Origin of the sequence: Pseudomonas piscis, from assembly GCF_009380155.1 — a bacterium.
In the GTDB taxonomy this organism is placed as follows: domain Bacteria; phylum Pseudomonadota; class Gammaproteobacteria; order Pseudomonadales; family Pseudomonadaceae; genus Aquipseudomonas; species Aquipseudomonas piscis.
Window position 1 is genome coordinate 148,258 of the sequence record NZ_WHUV01000007.1, and the last position, 18,454, is coordinate 166,711.

An 18,454-nucleotide genomic window follows, 5' to 3' on the forward strand; every position below is an offset into this window, starting at 1 on the left:
CGCGGCGGCGCGTGGCCTGCGGCTGCCCGGCTAAGCTCAAAAAGGGGAGTGAGTCTTATTCTTCTATGAGGTGAACGGATGCTTGAATTGCAGCGCAAGGCAACAGGATCGGAGGTGTACGAGCGGCTGCTGAATCGACTGGCTCTGGCCCTGGATGCAGCGAGAACCGCGGATCGGCTGCGCGATGAACGCTCCGTCGAATTGGAGCTGCGGGGGTTGAGCCCTGCCGAACTGGAATTGATCCGGGCCTACCTGGCCCATAACCGGCGTGAGATGCCGGTCGATGTATCGAGCAAACTGCAACACCAGGAGGCGCCTCGTTCGGCCAAGATCATCTGGCTGAAGGACAAGGCCCCCGTCCGGGGTCCGGTGAAGGTCCGGTCCCGGCAATTCAAGTAGGTTCCAGGGCCCCGGAACGGGGCGAATGAGGTCGTTGCCGAGGACCTCGAAAGCGAAAATCACCGGCGTCGGTTGTTGCCGGATAACCATCCCTTTAGGCTTCGGGCATCTTTTTGGAGATGTCCGATGCCTTTTCGCTATTTCATCAAACAGTTATTGCTGCCGCCCGGCATTCTCCTGCTGTTGCTGCTATTCGCCTGGATGTTGCGTCGTTCCAGGCCGCGTCTCGCCCGTTGCTGTTTCTTTCTCGGCCTGGGTGGTTTCTGGCTGATGAGCTTGCCGGTGATGGTGGAGTGGGGCGCCCGTGGACTCGAGCAATTGCCACCCCTGCCACAGGAACAGTGGGCCAGGTTGGCCGAGCAGGCCGATGCCATTGTGGTCCTGGGGTCGGGGCGCGAGCGTGGCGATCCGGCTTGGGGCACTGACCAGCCCACTGGCGTGGGCCTCGAGCGCGAGCGCTATGCCGCCCGGCTGGCCAAGGCTTCCGGCCTGCCCGTGCTGACCAGTGGTGGCCTGCATTACGGCACGCCGCCAAGCGAGGCCGCGTTGATGGCTGACTCACTGCGCGACGACTTCGGAGTGACGGTGCGCTGGCAGGAAGATCGCAGCCGCACCACCTGGGAGAATGCGCAGTTCAGTGCCGAGGTCCTGTTGCCCAAGGGCATCAAGCGCGTGGTAGTGGTGACCCAGGCCTGGCACATGCCGCGTTCGGTCTGGAGCTTCGAGCATGCAGGGTTCGTGGTGGTGCCGGCGCCGGTGGGGTTCCTGGGGGTGGACAACGCCCGGCCACTAGGTGGCTGGATGCCGGAGTTCAAGTCCATCTGGCAGAGCGGGCAGTTGCTCAATGAGGCGGTGGGCCAGGTGGGGTATCGCCTGTTCTATCGCTGAGTGCCGGCTCCCGGGGAGCCGGCGCGGGGTTCAGACGGTCTTGGCGATCCGGCTGGCGAGCAGCGCCCAACCCAGCAGCAGGGTGCAGAGTATTACCAGAGGCCAGGAGCGCCATTGCAGGTAGGGCGTCAGGTTGTGCATGGGCACTACTTCGCCATACAGGATGCCGCGCTCGAACTGGGGGATCTGCACGGTGATCTTGCCGAACGGGTCGATCAGTCCGGTGACGCCGTTGTTGGTGGCGCGGATCATCCAGCGACCGGCCTCCAGGGCGCGCATCTGGGCCATCTGCAGGTGCTGCAGGGGGCCGATGGACGTGCCGAACCAGGTGTCGTTGCTGATGGTCAGCAGCAGGTCGCTGCGGGCCGAGAGACTGGCGGCGAACTCGGGGTAGACCACCTCATAGCAAATGAAGGGCGCGACCTGGTAGCCCTTGGCTTGCAGCAAGGGTTGGTCGGCCGGGCCGCGGGCGAAGTCGGACATGGGCAGGTCGAAGAAGTCGATCAGGCCCCGCAGCAGGTCCTGTAGCGGTACATATTCGCCAAAGGGCACCAGCTTCTGCTTCAGGTAGGTGCCGTCGCCCTCGCCGGTTACGGTGATGCCGTTGAAGTAGCGCTTCTCGTGGTGCACCAGCTGGCGCACCGGTACTCCGGTGATCAGCGCGGAATGACGATCGGCGGCGAAGTTGCCCATCATCGACAGATAGCCTTCGGCCGACTCCTTGAGCACTGGAACCGCGGTTTCCGGCCATACCAGCAGGTCCACGCGCTTGCTGGCCAGGCTCATGTCGCGGTACAGGCCCAGTTGCGCATTGAGTTGGGCGGGGTCCCATTTCATGCTCTGTTCGATATTGCCCTGGATGGCCGCAACCGACAGCGGCTCCCCCGCTGGGCTGGTCCAGGCATGGCCCTTGAGTGCCAGGCCGGCTACCCAAGGGGCCGCCAGCAGTACCAGCCCTGCTGCGATGAAACCCTTGCGACCGTTGCCGATCAGGCGTGGCAGGTTGTAGAGCAGGGCAGCGGTCAAGGCCAGGGCGAAGGAAATAAGCCAGATGCCGCCTAGCGGTGCGAGCCCGGCCAAGGGACCGTCCAGCTGGCTGTAGCCGGAATAGAGCCACGGGAAGCCGGTGAGGAACCAGCCTCGGAAGGCTTCCTGGCCCAACCACAGGGCGGCGAACGCCAGGGCATCGGCCAGTGGCGCTTCGTTGCGTCGTAGCCAGCGGGCCCAGAGCCACGCGGGCAGGGCGAAGAACCAGGCGATGGCGGCGATGAAGGCCAGCATCAGCAAGCCTGCAAGCAGAACCGAGGCGCCGCCGTAGGTGTGGATGCTGACGTAGATCCAGCTGGTGCCAGCGCCGAACAGGCCGAAACCGAAGCACCAGCCCCGGCCCAGGGCCTGGCGTGGCGTCAGTTGCCGCAGGCCGGCGTAGAACAGGCCGACGGCCAGCAACGCCAGGGGCCAGATGTCGTAGGGGGCCAGGGCCAGGGTGGTGATGGCGCCAGCCGCGACGGCCAGCAGGTTGCCGGGCCAGCCGGGTTGAAGCGAGCGCTGCAAGAGGCGTTTCATCAGCTCTTTCCTGTATCGCACCGGGCAGGGCGCGAGGAGATTGTTCGGGTTGATTCAGCTGAGCGTCGAATCACGCAGCGCTTTGCCGCTGGCCCCTGCGCAGGCCCCCTGCCGGCTGCCGATCGGTCGGCGGCCAGGCGAGGTTCCAGTGGGAGGGGCGAGACGTCCAGTTCTCAGCGAGAGACGGGGGTCAGGCGCAGCAGGTGGATCCGCCGGCTGTCGGCATTGAGCACGCGGAAGCGATAGGCACCGATTTCAGTGATTTCGTTGCGTTTTGGCAAGTGGCCAAACGCACTCATCACCAGCCCGCCGACAGTATCGAACTCGTCGTCGGAGAAGTCGCTGTCGAAGAACTGGTTGAAGTTCTCGATCGGCGTCAGCGCCTTGATCAGGAAGTCACCACTGGGCAGCGGCTTGATGTAGCTGTCTTCCTCGACGTCGTGCTCGTCCTCGATATCGCCGACGATCTGTTCCAGCACGTCCTCGATGGTCACCAGGCCCGCTACGCCGCCGTATTCGTCGATGACGATGGCCATGTGGTTATGGTTGGCGCGGAACTCGCGCAACAGCACGTTCAGGCGCTTGGACTCCGGCACGAAGGTGGCCGGGCGCAGCAGGTCCTTGATATTGAAGCTGTCGCCGTTCTCCTTGAGGATCAGGGGCAACAGGTCCTTGGCCAGGAGGACGCCCATCACGTCGTCATGGCTTTCGCCGATCACCGGATAACGCGAGTGTGCGGAATCGATGACCGCGGGCAGGAATTCCCGGGGGGTCTGGGTCGCCTTGATGCTGATCATCTGCGAGCGCGGGACCATGATGTCCCGGACTTGCAGGTCAGCGACCTGGATGGCGCCTTCGACGATGGCCAGCGCTTCGCTGTCCAGCAATTTGTTCTGATGGGCTTCGCGCAGCAGCTCCAGCAGCTCCTGGCGGTTTTTCGGCTCATGGGCAAAAGCCTGGGTCAGTTTGCCCAGCCATGACTTTTGCCCGTTGCTCGATCGATCTTCGCTCATAGCGATTGCTCTGAATCCTTAGGTTGTTACAAGTGGGTTGTTCAGCTTTCGTCGTCTGCATAAGGGTCGGGATGACCCAGTTCTGCAAGCAATGTACGTTCCAGGGCTTCCATTTCCTCGGCTTCGTCGTCATCTATATGGTCGTAGCCCAACAGATGCAAGCAGCCGTGAATCACCAGGTGGGCCCAGTGGGCCTCGAGCGCCTTGCCTTGCTCGGCCGCTTCCCGTTCGACCACCGGGATGCAGATCACCAGGTCTCCCAGCAGCGGGATATCCAGCAACTCATCCGGCACTTCCGCAGGAAATGACAGCACATTGGTGGCGTAATCTTTATGACGCCAGGTGTGGTTCAGCTCGCGGCCTTCGGCTTCGTCGACCAGGCGGATGGTCAGTTCGGAGTCAGCGGTGCGCTGGCGCAGGGCCAGCTCGCACCATTGGCGGAACTGTTGGTCGCTGGGGGCCGGCTGTTGGCTGGCGCGCTGCAGATCGAGCTCAAGCATCGTGGCGGCTGCCCCTGTCGGCGGCGGCCTTGGCGGCTTCGTCGGCACTGTGCTGCTCAAAGCGCTCGTAGGCTTCGACGATGCGCTGCACCAGAGGGTGGCGCACCACGTCCTTGGGCATGAAGTGCGTGAAGCTGATGCCCGGGACATCGCCCAGCACCTTGATCACGTGGGCCAGGCCGGACTTGGTGCCCTTGGGCAGGTCGACCTGGGTGATGTCGCCGGTGATCACCGCCGTGGAGCCGAAGCCGATCCGGGTAAGGAACATCTTCATCTGTTCCACGGTGGTGTTCTGGCTTTCGTCGAGGATGATGAAGCTGTTGTTCAAGGTCCGGCCACGCATGTAGGCCAAGGGCGCGATCTCGATGACCTGGCGCTCGATCAGCTTGGCCACATGCTCGAAGCCGAGCATTTCATACAGCGCGTCGTACAGCGGACGCAGGTACGGGTCGATCTTCTGTGCCAGGTCGCCAGGCAGGAAACCCAGTTTTTCTCCGGCTTCCACCGCCGGGCGCACCAACAGGATGCGCCGCACTTGTTCGCGCTCCAGGGCGTCCACCGCGCAGGCTACCGCCAGGTAGGTCTTGCCGGTACCGGCCGGGCCGATGCCGAAGTTGATGTCGTTGGCGAGGATTTCCTTGACGTAGCGCTGCTGGTTCAGGCCGCGCGGCCGGATCATGCCCTTGCGGGTGCGCAGGGCGACAGCGGCGTCGGCCACCGAAGGATTGTCGAGCTGTTCCACGGCGGATTCCTGGAGGAACAGGTGCACCAGATCCGGCGACAGCTCGGTACCCTTGGTTTCCCGGTAGAGACGGCGCAGGAGGTTTTCCGCGGAGGTGGTGTGCTTGGGTTCGCCGATCAGTTCGAACTGATTGCCGCGATTGCGGATCTCGATCGCCAGGCGCTGCTCGATCAAGCGCAAATGCTCGTCGAACTGCCCGCACAGATTGGCGAAGCGGCGAGCCTCGAAGGGCTCGAGGATGAAACGATGAGGTTCTATGGGTGCGTTCAAGGTCGTTTTTAGCCGCCCAACGGCAATTAAGATGAATTCAAGGATAACGCCAGCAGCCTGGGTGCGAAAGCTCTTATGAGGAGCGATGACTGCCGGTGTTTCTCCAGGCCTCTGGCCCGCTCGGCAGGCTGGCTTGCGCCCAGGCCGGTTTCCTCGCCCCTACGCCAGCAACGAGCCACGCAGCGAGTGGGGCTGCGCGGAGTCGATGTGCACGTCGGCGAACTGGCCGATCAGGGTCGGATCGTCGCAGCGGAAGTTGACGATCCGGTTGTTCTCGGTCCGTCCTTGCAGCTCTCCAGGGTCTTTCTTGGAGTAGTCGGTCACCAGGATGCGCTGGGTCGAGCCGACCATCTGTCGGCTGATTTCGAAACCTTGCTGGTTCAGCCGGTGCTGCAGGGCGTTCAGGCGTTCTTTCTTCAGCGCTTCCGGGGTGTCGTCCGCAAGGTCCGCGGCCGGGGTGCCGGGGCGCTGGCTGTAGACGAAGGAGTAGGAGAAGTCGAACCCCACGTCCTCGATCAGCTTCATGGTCTGCTGGAAGTCTTTCTCCGTTTCCCCGGGGAAACCGACGATGAAGTCCGAGCTGATGCAGATCCCCGGTACCGCCGCGCGCAGCTTGCGCAACTTGGATTTGTACTCCAGGGCGGTGTGGTTGCGCTTCATTGCGGCCAGGATGCGGTCCGAGCCCGACTGGACCGGCAGGTGCAGGTGCTTCACCAGTTCGGGGACTTCGGCGTGGGCCTGGATCAGGCTGTCGGAGAACTCCAGCGGGTGCGAGGTGGTGTAGCGGATCCGCTCGATGCCATCGACGGCCGCGACCACGCGGATCAGCTCGGCCAGGTCCGCAGTGCGCCCTTCGTGGGTCTGGCCACGGTAGCCGTTGACGTTCTGGCCCAGCAGGGTGACCTCGCGGACGCCGTTTTCCGCCAGGTGGATGATCTCGGCGATCACATCATCGAACGGCCGGCTGACTTCTTCGCCCCGGGTGTAGGGGACGACGCAGAAGGTGCAGTACTTGCTGCAGCCTTCCATCACCGAGACATAGGCGCTGGGGCCGTCGATGCGCGGCTCGGGCAGGTGGTCGAACTTCTCGATCTCGGGGAACGAGACATCCACCTGCGGCAGCTTGGTGGTTCGGGCGATGTCGATCATTTCCGGCAAGCGGTGCAGAGTCTGCGGGCCGAAGACCACGTCGACATAGGGTGCCCGGTCGCGGATGGCCGCGCCTTCCTGGCTGGCCACGCAGCCGCCCACGGCGATCACCATTTCCGGGTTGGCCAGCTTCAGCTCGCGCCAGCGCCCCAGTTGGGAGTAGACCCGGTCCTGGGCCCGTTCGCGGATGGAGCAGGTGTTGAGCAGGATGACGTCCGCGTCTTCGGCGCGCGCCGTGACTTCCAGGGCCTGGTTTTCACCCAGCAGATCCACCATGCGCGAGCTGTCGTACTCGTTCATCTGGCAACCGTGGGTTTCGATGTAAAGCTTTTTGGCCATGGACCTAGGTCTCAGGTGATTCAAAGAACCGCGCATTATAGGGTCCATGCCCCCAGGTTCCTAGCATTGCGCGTCGGGTAGCTATGCTATAGTTCGCGCCCCATTTTTCTCCCCCGACCTGTTGTCCGTCCGCCATGACCAAACGCGAAGCTCCAATCTACAAGGTGATTTTCCTCAACCAGGGCCAGGTGTTCGAGATGTACGCCAAGCAGATCTATCAGAGCGATCTGTGGGGATTCCTGGAGGTCGAGGAGTTCGTCTTTGGCGAGCGCACGCAAGTGGTGGTCGATCCTAGCGAAGAAAAGCTCAAGGCCCAGTTCGAAGGCGTGGTACGCAGCTTTGTGCCCATGCATTCGATCGTGCGCATCGACGAGGTGGAGCGCCTGGGAACGCCGAAGATCAGCGAAGCCCGTGGCGTGGGCAATGTCATGCCGTTCCCGATGCCGATGCCGGAGAAGTAACGTCGTTCGATGATTGCTGGCCGTTCCCGGTGAGCGGCGGCCGTCTTGCTGGCCAATGGCTGGCCGAGGCGGTCAAGGCAGGGGCGAGAAGGGCGAGCGGCCGTCGGCGCTCTGCAGTTCCAGCAGGTATTTACGGAAGATCTGTCCCAGCACCTGGGTGGCGACTTCCAGCTCGTCGCGCTGCATGTGCTCGGCGACTTCATCGGCGGTATCCAGGGCGTCTTCGGCGCCATTGACCGCAGCCATCTTCAGCACGATATAGGCCTGGACGTTGTTGGCCGGTACGCCTTCGCCGTGGAAGAACATGGTGCCGAGCTTGAACTGCGCCTGGGCGTGGCCTTGCAGGGAGGCTTTCTCGAAGTAGCTCAGGGCCAGGTTGAGGTCGCGTGGTACGCCCTTGCCCTCGTAGTAGAACTCACCCAACTCGTATTGCGCCTGGGCATCCCCTTCGTCGGCGGCCTTCTGGCACGCGGTAAGAGCCTCGGCCTGTTCCTGTGCCTGGGGATCGAGGGTGCAGCGACCCAGCGCTGGGATCAACAACGAGTTGCCGCCTGCTTGTGCGTGCGCGAGCAGGGGTTGAAGGAGCAACAGGCAGCCCAGTGTCAGGGCGCGGCCGGTGCGGTTCATGGGAATCGACTTACCTCTGAGGGGCGCGCGGCCCAGCGTGGGGCCCAATAAGCGCGCATTATGAAATAAGCAGGGCCCACCTTACAAAGTCTTTACTCGTTTTTCTGCCGCATGGGCGCGATATCCGCCGCTTTCGCCAGTATTTTCCCGGTCGGCGGGAGCAAAGTCCGCATAAAGGGCGTGACGGACGCTGTGGGTCGCAGCGTCCGCCGGCCGAGGCATCACTTCAAGGCAGCGAAGGCACGTTCCGCGGCATCCAGGGTCAGCTTCAGCTCGGTGTCGCCGTGGGCGATCGAGGTGAAGCCGGCTTCGAAGGCGCTTGGCGCGAGGTAGACGCCGCCTTCGAGCATCAGGTGGAAGAAGCGCTTGAACAGGTTGGCGTCGCTGGCCATCACGTCGTCGAAGGTGACGATGTCGTCGGCGCCGCTGAAGTACAGGCCGAACATGCCGCCCGCCTGGGTAGTGACGAACGGGATGCCGGCGGCATCGGCGCGTTGCTGCAGGCCTTCGAGCAGGCGGCTGGTGTAGTCGCTCAGCTCGGCGTGGAAGCCTGGGCGGCTGATCAAGCGCAGGGTGGTCAGGCCGGCCGCCATGGCCAGAGGGTTACCGGACAGGGTGCCCGCCTGGTACACCGGGCCCAGCGGGGCGATGCAGCCCATGATCTCGCGCTTGCCACCGAAGCAGCCCACCGGCATGCCGCCGCCGACGATCTTGCCGAAGGTCGACAGGTCCGGGGTCACGCCATAGTGGGCCTGGGCGCCGCCGAGGGCGACCCGGAAGCCGGTCATCACTTCGTCGAAGATCAGCACCACGCCGTGTTTGTCGCACTGCTCGCGCAGGCCTTCGAGGAAGCCCGGCGCCGGCGGTACGCAGTTCATGTTGCCGGCCACCGGTTCGACGATGATGCAGGCCACGGTCTGGCCGACTTCGGCCAGGGTCTTCTCGACGGCGGCGATGTCGTTGAACGGCAGGGTCAGGGTGTGCTTGGCGAAGTCGGCCGGGACCCCGGCCGAGCTTGGCACGCCCTGGGTCAGCAAGCCGGAGCCGGCCTTGACCAGCAGGCTGTCGGAGTGGCCGTGGTAGCAGCCTTCGAACTTGATGATGGCGTCACGGCCGGTATAGCCACGTGCCAGGCGGATGGCGCTCATGGTGGCTTCGGTGCCGGAGCTGACCATGCGTACCATCTCCATGGACGGCACGATGGAGCACACCAGGTCGGCCATCTCGGTCTCCATGGCGGTCGGCGCGCCGTAGGACAGGCCGTGTTCCAGCTGCTTGCGTACGGCGTCCAGCACTTGCGGGTGGCTGTGGCCGAGGATCATCGGGCCCCAGGAGCCGACATAGTCGACATAGCGCTTGTCATCTTCGTCGGTGACGTAGGCGCCTTCGGCATGCTTGAAGAACAACGGAGTGCCGCCCACGCTGCGGAAAGCGCGGACCGGCGAGTTCACGCCACCGGGGATGTGTTTCTGGGCGTTGGCGAACAATGTTTCGGAACGAGACATGGCAGGGCTCTCAAAAAATATCAAAGATCGAACAGGGCGTTGAAGGCGCGGGCACGACGGGTCACCTGTTCGGCGCTATCGGCACCGAACAGCCCGTGGACCACGGCCAGCAGGTCGGCGCCATGGCTGACCAGCGGTGCTGCGTTATCCAGGGTGATACCGCCGATCACGCAGATCGGCAGTTGCAGGCTGGCCCGGGCCTGGTCCAGCAACTCGAGGTTGGCGGTGGGCGCGCCGGGCTTGGTGCTGGAGTTGAAGAAGCGGCCGAAGGCAACGTAGCTGGCGCCCTCGCGCGCGGCTTGCTCGGCCAGTGCCAGCTGGCTGTGGCAGGTGGAGCCGATGATCGCCTGGCGCCCCAGCAGGGCCCGGGCCGGGGTCAGCGGGCCATCGGTCTGGCCCAGGTGCACGCCTGCGCCGATGCGCGCCGCCAGCTCGGCGTCGTCGTTGATGATCAGCTGGGTCTTGTAGCGCTCGCACAGGCCGAGCAGGGCTTCGGCCTCCCGCAGGCGACGGGCCTGGTCGTCGCTCTTGTCGCGGTACTGCAACAGGGTGACGCCACCATCGAGCGCTGCTTCCACGTATTCCAGGAACTTGCCAGCCAACAGCTGGCTATCGGTGATGGCATACAGACCACGTAGTTTCATAGGGCGAGCCTCATGGCATTACGAGCAGAAATCCAGCGGCAAGCGGCGTGGGACGAACTGCCCGCGCCCCAGTTGTTCGGCGTCGCGCAGGGTCCGCCAGGTGTAGTCCAAGGCCGTTTTCACGGCGCTGGCCAGGTGCTCGCCCTGGGCCAGGCGGCCGGCGAGGGCGCTGGCCAGGGTGCAACCGGAACCGTGGTAGCTGCCGGGCAGGCGCTGGCAGGTATAGGTTTCACGCAGGCCGTCGCGGCTGTACAGGCGGTTGTGCACTTCGTGCTCGTCGCCATGGCCGCCGGTGATCAGCAGGTGCTTGATGTAGGGCAAAAGTTTTTCGGCGCATTGGTCGGCGGTGCCTTCGGGCAGTTCCGCCAGGATCCGGGCTTCGGGGAGGTTGGGGGTGGCGATGGTCGCCAGGGGCAGCAAGCGTTCGCGCATGGCGTAGCCCACTTCATCCTTGCCCAGCCGGCCGCCACCGCCGGCGCGCAGCACCGGGTCGCAGACCAGGGGCAGGTACGGATGCGCCTGGAGCAGCTCGACCACGGTGTCGACCATTTCCAGGGAGCCGAGCATGCCCAGCTTGACCGCGGCCACGGTGGAGTCGTTGAGCACGGCATTGGCCTGGGCCAGTACCCACTCGCGATCCAGGACGCGGAAATCGCTGACGTTGACCGTATCTTGCACGGTCAGGGCGGTTACAGCCGGAGCTGCGTGACAACCCTGGGCCAGCAGGGCTTCGATATCTGCCTGCAAGCCGGCGCCGCCACTGGGGTCGTGGCCGGAGAGACAGAGGACAACGGGGCGGGAGCTGTAGGTATTCATGGGCGGCGAGCTTACCACCAAACGCTTTTTTGCGCGGCGCCTGGCGCGGAATGATCCACGGAGCTGTTTTACTGCCGACAATCCTGACCGAAGCAACAGCTCTAGCTCGCGGGATTGCGCTGAAAGGCCCGTTCTAGAGCCTTTAGACTAAAATTCTCGATAGTGTTCAATGGCCATCAGAGGCTATGCTAGAGTGGTTTCAAACCAATAACAGGTCATGCTGGTTGACGTCTTCTCAAAGGGAAATGGGGGGCTTCCTGACACAACCGGACAAGCCACGCCGGGGCTTTAATGCGCTATTTGCTGATGTTGCTGTTGAGCCTGCCGATGCTGGCTGGTGCCGTCGAGTTCGACGAGTTCACCCAACGCCTGCCCTTGGGGCGGGTGATGCAAGTCCTCGAGGACACAAGTGGCCAGGCGACGATCGCCGATGTCAGTTCTGGAGCCCTGGCCGGAGCCTTCAAGGCCCACGACCAGGACACGCTCAATGCCGGCTACTCGCGCTCGGCATTCTGGCTGCGGATCGACCTGGACTACCGCCCCGCCAACCCCGCCGCACAACGCAGCTGGCTGCTGGAGTTAGCTTACCCGCCCCTGGATCGTCTGGACCTGTACGTCCCCGATGAAAGCGGCGGTTATCGGTTAGCCGGGCGTACCGGTGACGCCTTGCCCTTCAGCAGCCGGCAGATCCACCAGAACAACTACCTGTTCAGCCTGAATTTCTCGCCCCACGAGCACAAGACCGTCTACCTGCGCCTTTCCAGCGAAGGTTCGATCCAGGCACCAGTGAGCCTCTGGTCCAGCACCGCCTACCTGGAGGCCCAGCCCGCCCGGTTGTATGTACTGGGGCTGATCTACGGGGTGTTGCTGGGCATGCTGGTGTACAACCTGTTCATCTACCTCAGCGTCCGCGACACCAGCTACCTCTACTACATCGTCTATATCGCTTCGTTCGGCCTGTACCAGCTTTCGGTCAATGGCGCCGCGGTAGAGTACTTCTGGCCTGACAACCCCTGGTGGGCCAACGCCGCGACCCCCTTCTTCATCGGCTCGGCCGGCCTGTTCGGTAGCCAGTTCGCCCGCAGTTTCCTGCAGACCGCCCGCCACAGTCCCTGGGTCGACCGTGTCCTGTTGGCGCTGATGGCCTTCGGGGCCGTGGTCATGGCCCTCTCGCTGATGACCAGCTACGCCCTGGCGCTACGCCTGGCCACGACCCTGGCCCTGGTCTTCACCGTGGTCATCTATGTCGCGGGGATCGTCGCCTGGTGCCGTGGCCTGCGGGTGGCGCGCTATTTCATCATTGCCTGGTCGGCCTTCCTGTTCGGCGGAGTGATCAACACCCTGATGGTGCTCGGCTACCTGCCCAACGTGTTCCTGACCATGTACGCCAGCCAGATCGGCTCGGCGATCGAGGTGGCACTGCTGTCCCTGGCCCTGGCCGACCGGATCAATTCGATGCGCGAACAGCAAGCCCGGACCCTGCAGGACGCCGGGCAGAAGCTGGAGGTGCTGAACCAGCAACTGGCCCATAGCAATCGGCTCAAGGATGAATTCCTGGCCACCCTGACCCACGAACTGCGCACCCCGATGAATGGCGTCATCGGCTCCCTGGAACTGATGCAGACCCTGGAGCTGGATCCGGAGCTGGAGCAGTACCAGCAGACCGCCGCCGGCTCCGCCCGGGACATGATGCGCATGGTCAACGGCATCCTCACTCTCACCGAATTGCAGGCCGGCAAGCTCACGGCGCAAAGCCAGCCGTTCAGCCTGCGTTCGTTGCTGAGCGCCTTGCAGGCCCAGTTCGGCGCTAGCGCAGCGAACAAGTCGTTGTCGTTCCGGGTCGACCTGGGCGTCGGTATCCCCGATCGCTTGCTGGGGGATCGCTGCAAGCTCAGCCATTGCCTGGAATGCCTGCTGGAGAACGCGGTCAAGTTCACCTCTGGCGGCGGTGTGATATTGCGTGTGGTCAGCAGGACCGCCCCGGCTGGGCGGGTGAATCTGATCTTCGAGGTGATCGACAGTGGCATCGGCTTCGTCAACCTGGACGAAGCCACCCTGTACCAGCGTTTCTTCCAGCTCGATGGTTCCATGACCCGCGAATACGGTGGCCTGGGTATCGGCCTGGCGATCTGCCGGCAGCTGGTGGAACTGCTCGGCGGGCAGCTTACCCATGAATCCACACCGGGCCAGGGCAGCTGCTTCCGCCTGCATGTGGCGCTCGACTCCCAGGAACCGGTGGCCCGTTCGTCGGTCGTTGGTTCGCGGCGCCTGCCCGAGGATTGCAGCGTGCTGCTAGTGGACGACAACGACGTCAACCAGCTGGTGCTGCGGGGCATGCTGCTCAAGCTGGGGTACCGGGTACGCACTGTCGCCAGTCCCACCGATGCCTTGCAGGCGTTGGGGCGCGAGGCCATCAGCGCGGTGCTGCTGGACGGTGATATCAATACCGCCCAGGTCGGAGCGTTCCGCCTCCAGGCCCAGGCTTTGCCGGGGTATGCCCGTTTGCCGATCCTGCTGGCCTGCGTTCCCGGTACAGAGGGCTGCATCGGCGGTTCCGGGGCCGATTACCTGGGAAAACCGGTGAAATTCGAAGAACTGCAAGCCGTGCTGGCCAGGTGGGTGCTGCGGGAAGAACAAGGCGAAAGCGCCGATATTTAGGCGGATATGCCACTTTGAACGGAGGGAGGCGGGTGCTTAACTGGGGTCTTGGCACACCCTGAAGGAGCCCCGTGATGAACCTCCACCAGTTCGCTGAAACCCACGAAGTCACCAACCAGCCACCATCCCTGGATGGCACCAACCTCTATCGGATCGACCTGCCATTGCAGCAATGGATGCGTCGGTTCGATGCCGGCTGGGCCGAGTCCCGGGTCGATGCCTATGGTGCCCTGGCCGGCGGGCCGTTGATGGAAGCGGGATTCCTGGCCAATCAGAACAAGCCGGTGTTCAACAGCCATGACCGCTTCGGCCACCGGATCGACCTGGTGGAGTTCCACCCGGCCTACCATCAGTTGATGCAGGCGGCGATCGAAGGCGGCCTCACGTCCTTGCCCTGGACCCATCCCCAGCCTGGCGCCCATGTGGCGCGGGCCGCCATGACCTACCTGCACAGCCAGGCCGAGGCCGGCAGCGGTTGCCCGCTGACCATGACCTTCGCCTGCGTGCCGGCCTTGAAGTTGCAGCCGGATATCGCCGAGCAGTGGCTGCCCAAGATCCTCGCCACCGAGTACGACCCGCGCAACGTCGGCATGCAGCACAAGGCCGGGTTGACCATCGGCATGGCCATGACCGAGAAGCAGGGCGGCACCGATGTGCGCGCCAACACCACCCGGGCCTATCCGGTGGGGGCCACGGGGCCGGGGCAGGCCTATGAGCTGGTGGGGCACAAGTGGTTCTGTTCGGCGCCGATGTGCGATGCCTTCCTCACCCTGGCCCAGACCGACAAGGGCCTGACCTGCTTCCTGCTGCCCCGGCATCGTCCCGACGACAGCCGTAACCAGTTCTATATCCAGCGCTTGAAGAACAAGCTGGGCAACCAATCCAACGCCTCCAGCGAAGTGGAGTTCCGTGGCGCCCTGGCCTGGATGGTCGGCGAGGAAGGGCGGGGCGTGCCGACCATCATCGAGATGGTGGCCATGACGCGCTTCGACTGCATGGTGGGTTCCAGCTCGCTGATGCGCCAGGCGCTGACCCAGGCCAGCCACCATTGCGCCCACCGCAGCGTCGGTGGCCGGGTGCTCGGCGAGCAGCCGCTGATGCAGAACGTGCTGGCCGACCTGGCCCTGGAGAGCGAGGCGGCCCTGGCCCTGAGCATGCGCATGGGCCGGGCCCTGGATCACCAGGACGATGCCCAGGAAGCGAAGTTCTCGCGCCTGGTGACGGCGGTGGGCAAGTATTGGATCTGCAAGCGGGCCCCGGCCATGATCAACGAAGCCGCCGAATGCATGGGCGGTGCCGGTTATGTCGAGGACAGCATCCTGCCGCGGCTGTACCGCGAGGCGCCGGTGAACTCCACCTGGGAGGGCTCCGGCAACGTCCAGTGCCTGGATGTGCTGCGGGCCCTGTCGAAAGAGCCGGGCGTGCTCGATGCGCTGTTCGCCGAGCTGGGCGATGGCCATGGCGATCAGCGCCTGGCCGGCCATATCGCTGGATTGAAGGAGAGCTTCAAGGACACCGATGACATCCAGTACCGTGCTCGCCAGCTGACCGAGGACATTGCCCTGGGGTTGCAGGCCAAGCTGCTGCTGGAGGCCGGCAACCAAGTAGTTGCCGACGCCTTCATCGCCAGTCGCCTGGATGGCCAGTCTGGTCGGGCCTACGGCACCCTGCCGCGAGGGCTGGATGTGGCCGCCATCGTCGCTCGCTCAACGCCACAAGGCTTCTGAGGGGCTCCAGGGCCGGCTTGCCGGCCCTGGCTGCGATGCCACTGTTTCCGTGGGGCGAGGTTGCAGGCAAGATGGACGCCTGCAAGATCAGAACACAGGGTGCTCATCGTGACCGAAGCTTTTATTGTCGTTCAATCCGCCGAACAAGCCGTGGATCGGCTGGCTGCTCTGCACGAGCGGGCCACCACCGCGCTGAGCCAGGCGCTCAAGCGTTACCTCAAGGACCGCATCGAACCGGATGCCGAGCAGCGAGCGTTGTTCCGTTATCCCGAGCTGCGCCTGACCTATCACTGCCAGGGCGAAGTGCCACAGACCACCCGGGCCTACGCCAAGGTCCAGCTGCCAGGCACCTACAGCGTTACCGTCACCCATCCCGCGGCCTTCCGCAATTACTTGCTCGAGCAACTGGAGCCACTGATGCACGATTTCACCGTGACGGTGGAAGTGGGTGTCAGCGAGCAGAACATTCCTTATCCCTATGTCGTCGAGCAGGGCGATGAACTGGCCGGCTCCGGCGTGACCGCCGCGGCCCTGGCCCGGGTTTTCCCGAGCACCGACCTGTCGGCCGCCACCGATGGCATCGCCGACGGCCTGTACAACTGGGAAAACGCCAATCCGCTGCCGCTGGCGCTGTTCGACGCCGCGCGGGTGGATTTCTCCCTGCGCCGCCTGGTGCACTACACCGGCAGCGACTGGCGCCATGTGCAGCCGTGGATCCTGCTGACCAACTACCATCGCTACGTCGACCAGTTCATCGTCCATGGCCTTGAGCAACTGCGCAGCGATCCGCGCTTCGTGCGCATGGTGCTGCCGGGCAACGTGATCATCGAGAAGGGCATGGACCACGGCGAGGCCTCGGCCATTGCCGCCGGCGTGGTCTGGCATCGCTACCAGATGCCGGCCTATCACCTGCAGGCCAGCGATGGCCACGGCGTGACCCTGGTGAACATCGGCGTCGGCCCGTCCAATGCCAAGAACATCACCGACCACCTGGCCGTGCTGCGTCCGCACTGCTGGCTGATGATCGGCCACTGTGGCGGCCTGCGGCAGTCCCAGACTATCGGTGACTATGTACTGGCCCACGCTTACATGCGCCGCGACGGTATCCTCGACCGCGTGGTGCCGCCGAACATTCCGATCCCGGCCCTGGCCGAGGTCCAGCTGGCGCTGCAAGAAGCGGCGGCCAACGTCACCGGGGAGAAGGGCGAGCAACTGAAGAAGCGCCTGCGCACCGGCACCGTGCTGACCTACGATGACCGCAATTGGGAGTTGCGCTGGGCCGAGGAGCGGCCGCTGATCAACCTGTCCCGGGCCGTGGCGGTGGACATGGAAAGCGGCACCATCGCTGCCCAGGGTTATCGCCTGCGGGTGCCCTACGGCACCTTGCTGTGCGTTTCGGACAAGCCCCTGCATAGCGAGATCAAGCTGCCGGGTTCGGCCAACGCTTTCTACGAGCGGGCGGTCAGCCAGCACCTGAAGATCGGTATCGAGGCCGTGGACCTGCTGCGCAGCGAACTCAACTCCCTGCACTCGCGCAAACTGCGCAGCTTCGACGAGCCGCCGTTCCGCTGACACCTCGCCCCATGGTCATTTGGCGATCAGGCCACTAGCATTGTCGGTCCTGATCGCCAGATGTTCCCTAGCTCATGTCCCGTCCGTCCCGTCCCGCTTCCCGTCGCCCTGGCGCGAAGCCGTTTTCCGCATCCCCCGCCAAGCGCGTGGCCAAGGCGCCGCCCGCCGAGCCACGGTTGATCCTGTTCAACAAGCCGTTCGATGTACTGACCCAGTTCAGCGATGGCGAAGGCCGGGCGACGCTCAAGGATTTCATCGCCATCCCCGGGGTCTATCCCGCCGGGCGCCTGGACCGCGACAGCGAGGGCCTGTTGCTGCTGACCAACGACGGCCAGTTGCAGGCGCGCATCGCCGATCCCAAGCACAAGCTGGCCAAGACCTATTGGGTGCAGGTGGAAGGCGAGCCCAGTGCCGAGCAGTTGCAGCGCTTGCGCGACGGCGTGGAGCTTAACGACGGCATGACCTTGCCGGCCCAGGCTCGCCAACTCGAAGAACCGCAATTGTGGCCGCGCAATCCACCGGTGCGCTTTCGCAAGAGCGTGCCGACCAGCTGGCTGGAGCTGGTGATCCGTGAAGGGCGCAATCGCCAGGTGCGGCGCATGACGGCCGCCGTGGGTTTGCCGACCTTGCGCCTGGTACGGGTGCGGATCGGTGACTGGACCCTGGATGGGCTGGACCAAGGCCAGTGGAAGGAAGTGCCGGCGCGGCTATAGGGCGCCGGTCTCGATCAGGCCGATCACCACGCTCTTGATGATGAAGGCGGCCACGCCCAGGCCCAGGACGAAGAACAGGATGAACGAGCCGAAGCGCCCGGCCTTGGATTTCTTGGCCAGGTCCCAGACGATGAAACCCATGAAAATGATCAGGATGCTGACCAGGCCGGTCATCATCCACTCTTCGAATACTGCCGGATCCATCGAACATCTCCAGTGCGCGCAGGACAAAAAAAGCCGGGCGAGTATACGCCAAGCGTTCCGGCCCGGGCATTGATCTGCGTGCGTTACGTCGCCACAGCCCGGGACCGCATGGCGGCTTGCCGGATCAGTTGCGCAGGTGGGTCAGCGGCAGTTCGGTGCTGTTGAGTACCTGGTTGAGCACGAAGCTGGAGCGGACGCTGGTCACGCCTTCGATCCGAGTCAGGTGGCCCAGCAGCAGCTTCTGGTAATGGTCCATGTCCGGTACTACCACCTTGAGCTGGTAGTCGGCATCCATCCCGGTCACCAGGCTGCACTCGAGCACCTGGGGCAGGTTGCGGATCGCCGCTTCGAAGTTCTCGAAGCGCTCCGGAGTGTGGCGATCCATGCCGATCAACACATAGGCGGTCAGGCTCAGGCCGAGCATCTTGCGATCCAGCAGCGCGACCTGGCGGGAGATGTAGCCGTCGTCTTCCAGCTGCTTGACCCGGCGCGAGCAAGGCGAGGGCGACAGGCCGATGCGTTCGGCCAATTCCTGGTTGGAGATGCGGGCGTCGCGTTGCAATTCCGCCAAAATGCTCAGGTCATAGCGGTCCAGTTTGCTCATCGTTCAGGCCTTTGTCTTAACTATTGCGTCGAATTATCTATCTCGGGTTAAAAATTG

Annotated in this window: 18 protein-coding genes; 7 read left to right on the forward strand and 11 right to left on the reverse strand. The window is 64.1% G+C overall.

Translation table 11 applies throughout. The features are described from left to right. Positions 1-78: 78 nt before the first annotated feature. Both GDH07_RS29580 and GDH07_RS29585 read left to right on the forward strand, forming a co-directional pair. Positions 79-399: a hypothetical protein gene (locus GDH07_RS29580; protein ID WP_152899624.1), complete on the forward strand. Its 321-nt coding sequence runs from the start codon at positions 79-81 to the stop codon at positions 397-399. A gap of 126 nt (positions 400-525) precedes the next feature. Further along, the gene (locus tag GDH07_RS29585; RefSeq protein WP_152899625.1) at positions 526-1,287 is read left to right on the forward strand and encodes a YdcF family protein; all 762 of its coding nucleotides are present in this window, start codon (positions 526-528) and stop codon (positions 1,285-1,287) included. 30 nt (positions 1,288-1,317) lie between these two features. Here the strand turns inward: GDH07_RS29585 and lnt are convergent, their stop codons facing one another. From lnt to miaB, 5 genes are all read right to left on the reverse strand, one after another. After that, positions 1,318-2,853, reverse strand: a complete 1,536-nt coding sequence (gene lnt / locus GDH07_RS29590) for an apolipoprotein N-acyltransferase (protein ID WP_022641190.1) — start codon at positions 2,851-2,853, stop codon at positions 1,318-1,320. A gap of 173 nt (positions 2,854-3,026) precedes the next feature. Further along, the gene (locus GDH07_RS29595) at positions 3,027-3,866 is read right to left on the reverse strand and encodes a CorC family transporter (protein WP_022641189.1); all 840 of its coding nucleotides are present in this window, start codon (positions 3,864-3,866) and stop codon (positions 3,027-3,029) included. Positions 3,867-3,907: 41 nt separating this feature from the next. Beyond that, positions 3,908-4,366 carry an rRNA maturation RNase YbeY gene (gene ybeY / locus GDH07_RS29600; protein WP_022641188.1) on the reverse strand — a complete coding sequence of 153 codons (459 nt, stop codon included), beginning with the start codon at positions 4,364-4,366 and terminating at the stop codon, positions 3,908-3,910. Further along, positions 4,359-5,378 carry a PhoH family protein gene (locus GDH07_RS29605; RefSeq protein ID WP_022641187.1) on the reverse strand — a complete coding sequence of 340 codons (1,020 nt, stop codon included), beginning with the start codon at positions 5,376-5,378 and terminating at the stop codon, positions 4,359-4,361. Before GDH07_RS29605 ends, ybeY begins: the two co-directional genes overlap by 8 nt. Before the next feature lie 159 nt (positions 5,379-5,537). Beyond that, positions 5,538-6,866, reverse strand: a complete 1,329-nt coding sequence (gene miaB, locus GDH07_RS29610; protein ID WP_022641186.1) for a tRNA (N6-isopentenyl adenosine(37)-C2)-methylthiotransferase MiaB — start codon at positions 6,864-6,866, stop codon at positions 5,538-5,540. Positions 6,867-7,000: 134 nt separating this feature from the next. Here miaB and GDH07_RS29615 point away from each other — a divergent pair, with 134 nt between their 5' ends. Further along, positions 7,001-7,327, forward strand: a complete 327-nt coding sequence (locus GDH07_RS29615) for a DUF1820 family protein (RefSeq protein WP_022641185.1) — start codon at positions 7,001-7,003, stop codon at positions 7,325-7,327. Between the two features lie 72 nt (positions 7,328-7,399). On the opposite strand, the gene GDH07_RS29620 is transcribed toward GDH07_RS29615, so the two are convergent. The 4 genes from GDH07_RS29620 to GDH07_RS29635 all read right to left on the reverse strand — a co-directional run bounded on the left by GDH07_RS29620 (position 7,400) and on the right by GDH07_RS29635 (position 10,919). Next, on the reverse strand, positions 7,400-7,954 hold the full coding sequence (locus GDH07_RS29620) for a tetratricopeptide repeat protein (protein ID WP_022641184.1): 555 nt from the start codon (positions 7,952-7,954) through the stop codon (positions 7,400-7,402). Positions 7,955-8,175: 221 nt separating this feature from the next. Further along, positions 8,176-9,459, reverse strand: coding sequence for a glutamate-1-semialdehyde 2,1-aminomutase (gene hemL / locus GDH07_RS29625; RefSeq protein WP_022641183.1), 1,284 nt, complete (start codon positions 9,457-9,459; stop codon positions 8,176-8,178). A 20-nt stretch (positions 9,460-9,479) separates the two neighbouring features. Further along, positions 9,480-10,103 (reverse strand): thiamine phosphate synthase, encoded by a 624-nt coding sequence (thiE, locus tag GDH07_RS29630; RefSeq protein WP_022641182.1) that lies wholly within the window; start codon positions 10,101-10,103, stop codon positions 9,480-9,482. Between the two features lie 18 nt (positions 10,104-10,121). After that, the gene (locus GDH07_RS29635; RefSeq protein WP_152899626.1) at positions 10,122-10,919 is read right to left on the reverse strand and encodes a hydroxymethylpyrimidine/phosphomethylpyrimidine kinase; all 798 of its coding nucleotides are present in this window, start codon (positions 10,917-10,919) and stop codon (positions 10,122-10,124) included. A 291-nt stretch (positions 10,920-11,210) separates the two neighbouring features. Between GDH07_RS29635 and GDH07_RS29640 the strand changes: the two genes are divergently transcribed. From GDH07_RS29640 to GDH07_RS29655, 4 genes are all read left to right on the forward strand, one after another. Beyond that, complete coding sequence (locus GDH07_RS29640; RefSeq protein WP_152899627.1) at positions 11,211-13,577, forward strand: hybrid sensor histidine kinase/response regulator; 2,367 nt, start codon at positions 11,211-11,213, stop codon at positions 13,575-13,577. A 74-nt stretch (positions 13,578-13,651) separates the two neighbouring features. Next, on the forward strand, positions 13,652-15,304 hold the full coding sequence (locus tag GDH07_RS29645; protein WP_152899628.1) for an acyl-CoA dehydrogenase family protein: 1,653 nt from the start codon (positions 13,652-13,654) through the stop codon (positions 15,302-15,304). A gap of 108 nt (positions 15,305-15,412) precedes the next feature. Further along, positions 15,413-16,876 carry an AMP nucleosidase gene (amn, locus tag GDH07_RS29650; RefSeq protein WP_031320582.1) on the forward strand — a complete coding sequence of 488 codons (1,464 nt, stop codon included), beginning with the start codon at positions 15,413-15,415 and terminating at the stop codon, positions 16,874-16,876. Between the two features lie 146 nt (positions 16,877-17,022). Further along, complete coding sequence (locus tag GDH07_RS29655; protein ID WP_164823759.1) at positions 17,023-17,589, forward strand: pseudouridine synthase; 567 nt, start codon at positions 17,023-17,025, stop codon at positions 17,587-17,589. On the opposite strand, the gene GDH07_RS29660 is transcribed toward GDH07_RS29655, so the two are convergent. Together GDH07_RS29660 and GDH07_RS29665 are read right to left on the reverse strand one after the other, a co-directional pair. Next, positions 17,584-17,793, reverse strand: coding sequence for a DUF2788 domain-containing protein (locus tag GDH07_RS29660; protein ID WP_022641176.1), 210 nt, complete (start codon positions 17,791-17,793; stop codon positions 17,584-17,586). The two genes, GDH07_RS29655 and GDH07_RS29660, sit on opposite strands and share 6 nt — an antisense overlap. Positions 17,794-17,917: 124 nt before the next feature. Further along, on the reverse strand, positions 17,918-18,397 hold the full coding sequence (locus GDH07_RS29665) for an Lrp/AsnC family transcriptional regulator (protein ID WP_022641175.1): 480 nt from the start codon (positions 18,395-18,397) through the stop codon (positions 17,918-17,920). Positions 18,398-18,454: the final 57 nt, after the last annotated feature.

Excerpts from the sequence above, each read along its gene's own strand:
- GDH07_RS29580 (WP_152899624.1), top strand. The coding sequence starts at position 79 with ATGCTTGAATTGCAGCGCAAGGCAACAGGATCGGAGGTGTACGAGCGG.
- GDH07_RS29585 (WP_152899625.1), top strand. The coding sequence starts at position 526 with ATGCCTTTTCGCTATTTCATCAAACAGTTATTGCTGCCGCCCGGCATT.
- lnt (WP_022641190.1), bottom strand. The coding sequence starts at position 2,853 with ATGAAACGCCTCTTGCAGCGCTCGCTTCAACCCGGCTGGCCCGGCAAC.
- GDH07_RS29595 (WP_022641189.1), bottom strand. The coding sequence starts at position 3,866 with ATGAGCGAAGATCGATCGAGCAACGGGCAAAAGTCATGGCTGGGCAAA.
- ybeY (WP_022641188.1), bottom strand. The coding sequence starts at position 4,366 with ATGCTTGAGCTCGATCTGCAGCGCGCCAGCCAACAGCCGGCCCCCAGC.
- miaB (WP_022641186.1), bottom strand. The coding sequence starts at position 6,866 with ATGGCCAAAAAGCTTTACATCGAAACCCACGGTTGCCAGATGAACGAG.
- GDH07_RS29615 (WP_022641185.1), top strand. The coding sequence starts at position 7,001 with ATGACCAAACGCGAAGCTCCAATCTACAAGGTGATTTTCCTCAACCAG.
- GDH07_RS29620 (WP_022641184.1), bottom strand. The coding sequence starts at position 7,954 with ATGAACCGCACCGGCCGCGCCCTGACACTGGGCTGCCTGTTGCTCCTT.
- hemL (WP_022641183.1), bottom strand. The coding sequence starts at position 9,459 with ATGTCTCGTTCCGAAACATTGTTCGCCAACGCCCAGAAACACATCCCC.
- thiE (WP_022641182.1), bottom strand. The coding sequence starts at position 10,103 with ATGAAACTACGTGGTCTGTATGCCATCACCGATAGCCAGCTGTTGGCT.
- GDH07_RS29635 (WP_152899626.1), bottom strand. The coding sequence starts at position 10,919 with ATGAATACCTACAGCTCCCGCCCCGTTGTCCTCTGTCTCTCCGGCCAC.
- GDH07_RS29640 (WP_152899627.1), top strand. The coding sequence starts at position 11,211 with ATGCGCTATTTGCTGATGTTGCTGTTGAGCCTGCCGATGCTGGCTGGT.
- GDH07_RS29645 (WP_152899628.1), top strand. The coding sequence starts at position 13,652 with ATGAACCTCCACCAGTTCGCTGAAACCCACGAAGTCACCAACCAGCCA.
- GDH07_RS29660 (WP_022641176.1), bottom strand. The coding sequence starts at position 17,793 with ATGGATCCGGCAGTATTCGAAGAGTGGATGATGACCGGCCTGGTCAGC.
- GDH07_RS29665 (WP_022641175.1), bottom strand. The coding sequence starts at position 18,397 with ATGAGCAAACTGGACCGCTATGACCTGAGCATTTTGGCGGAATTGCAA.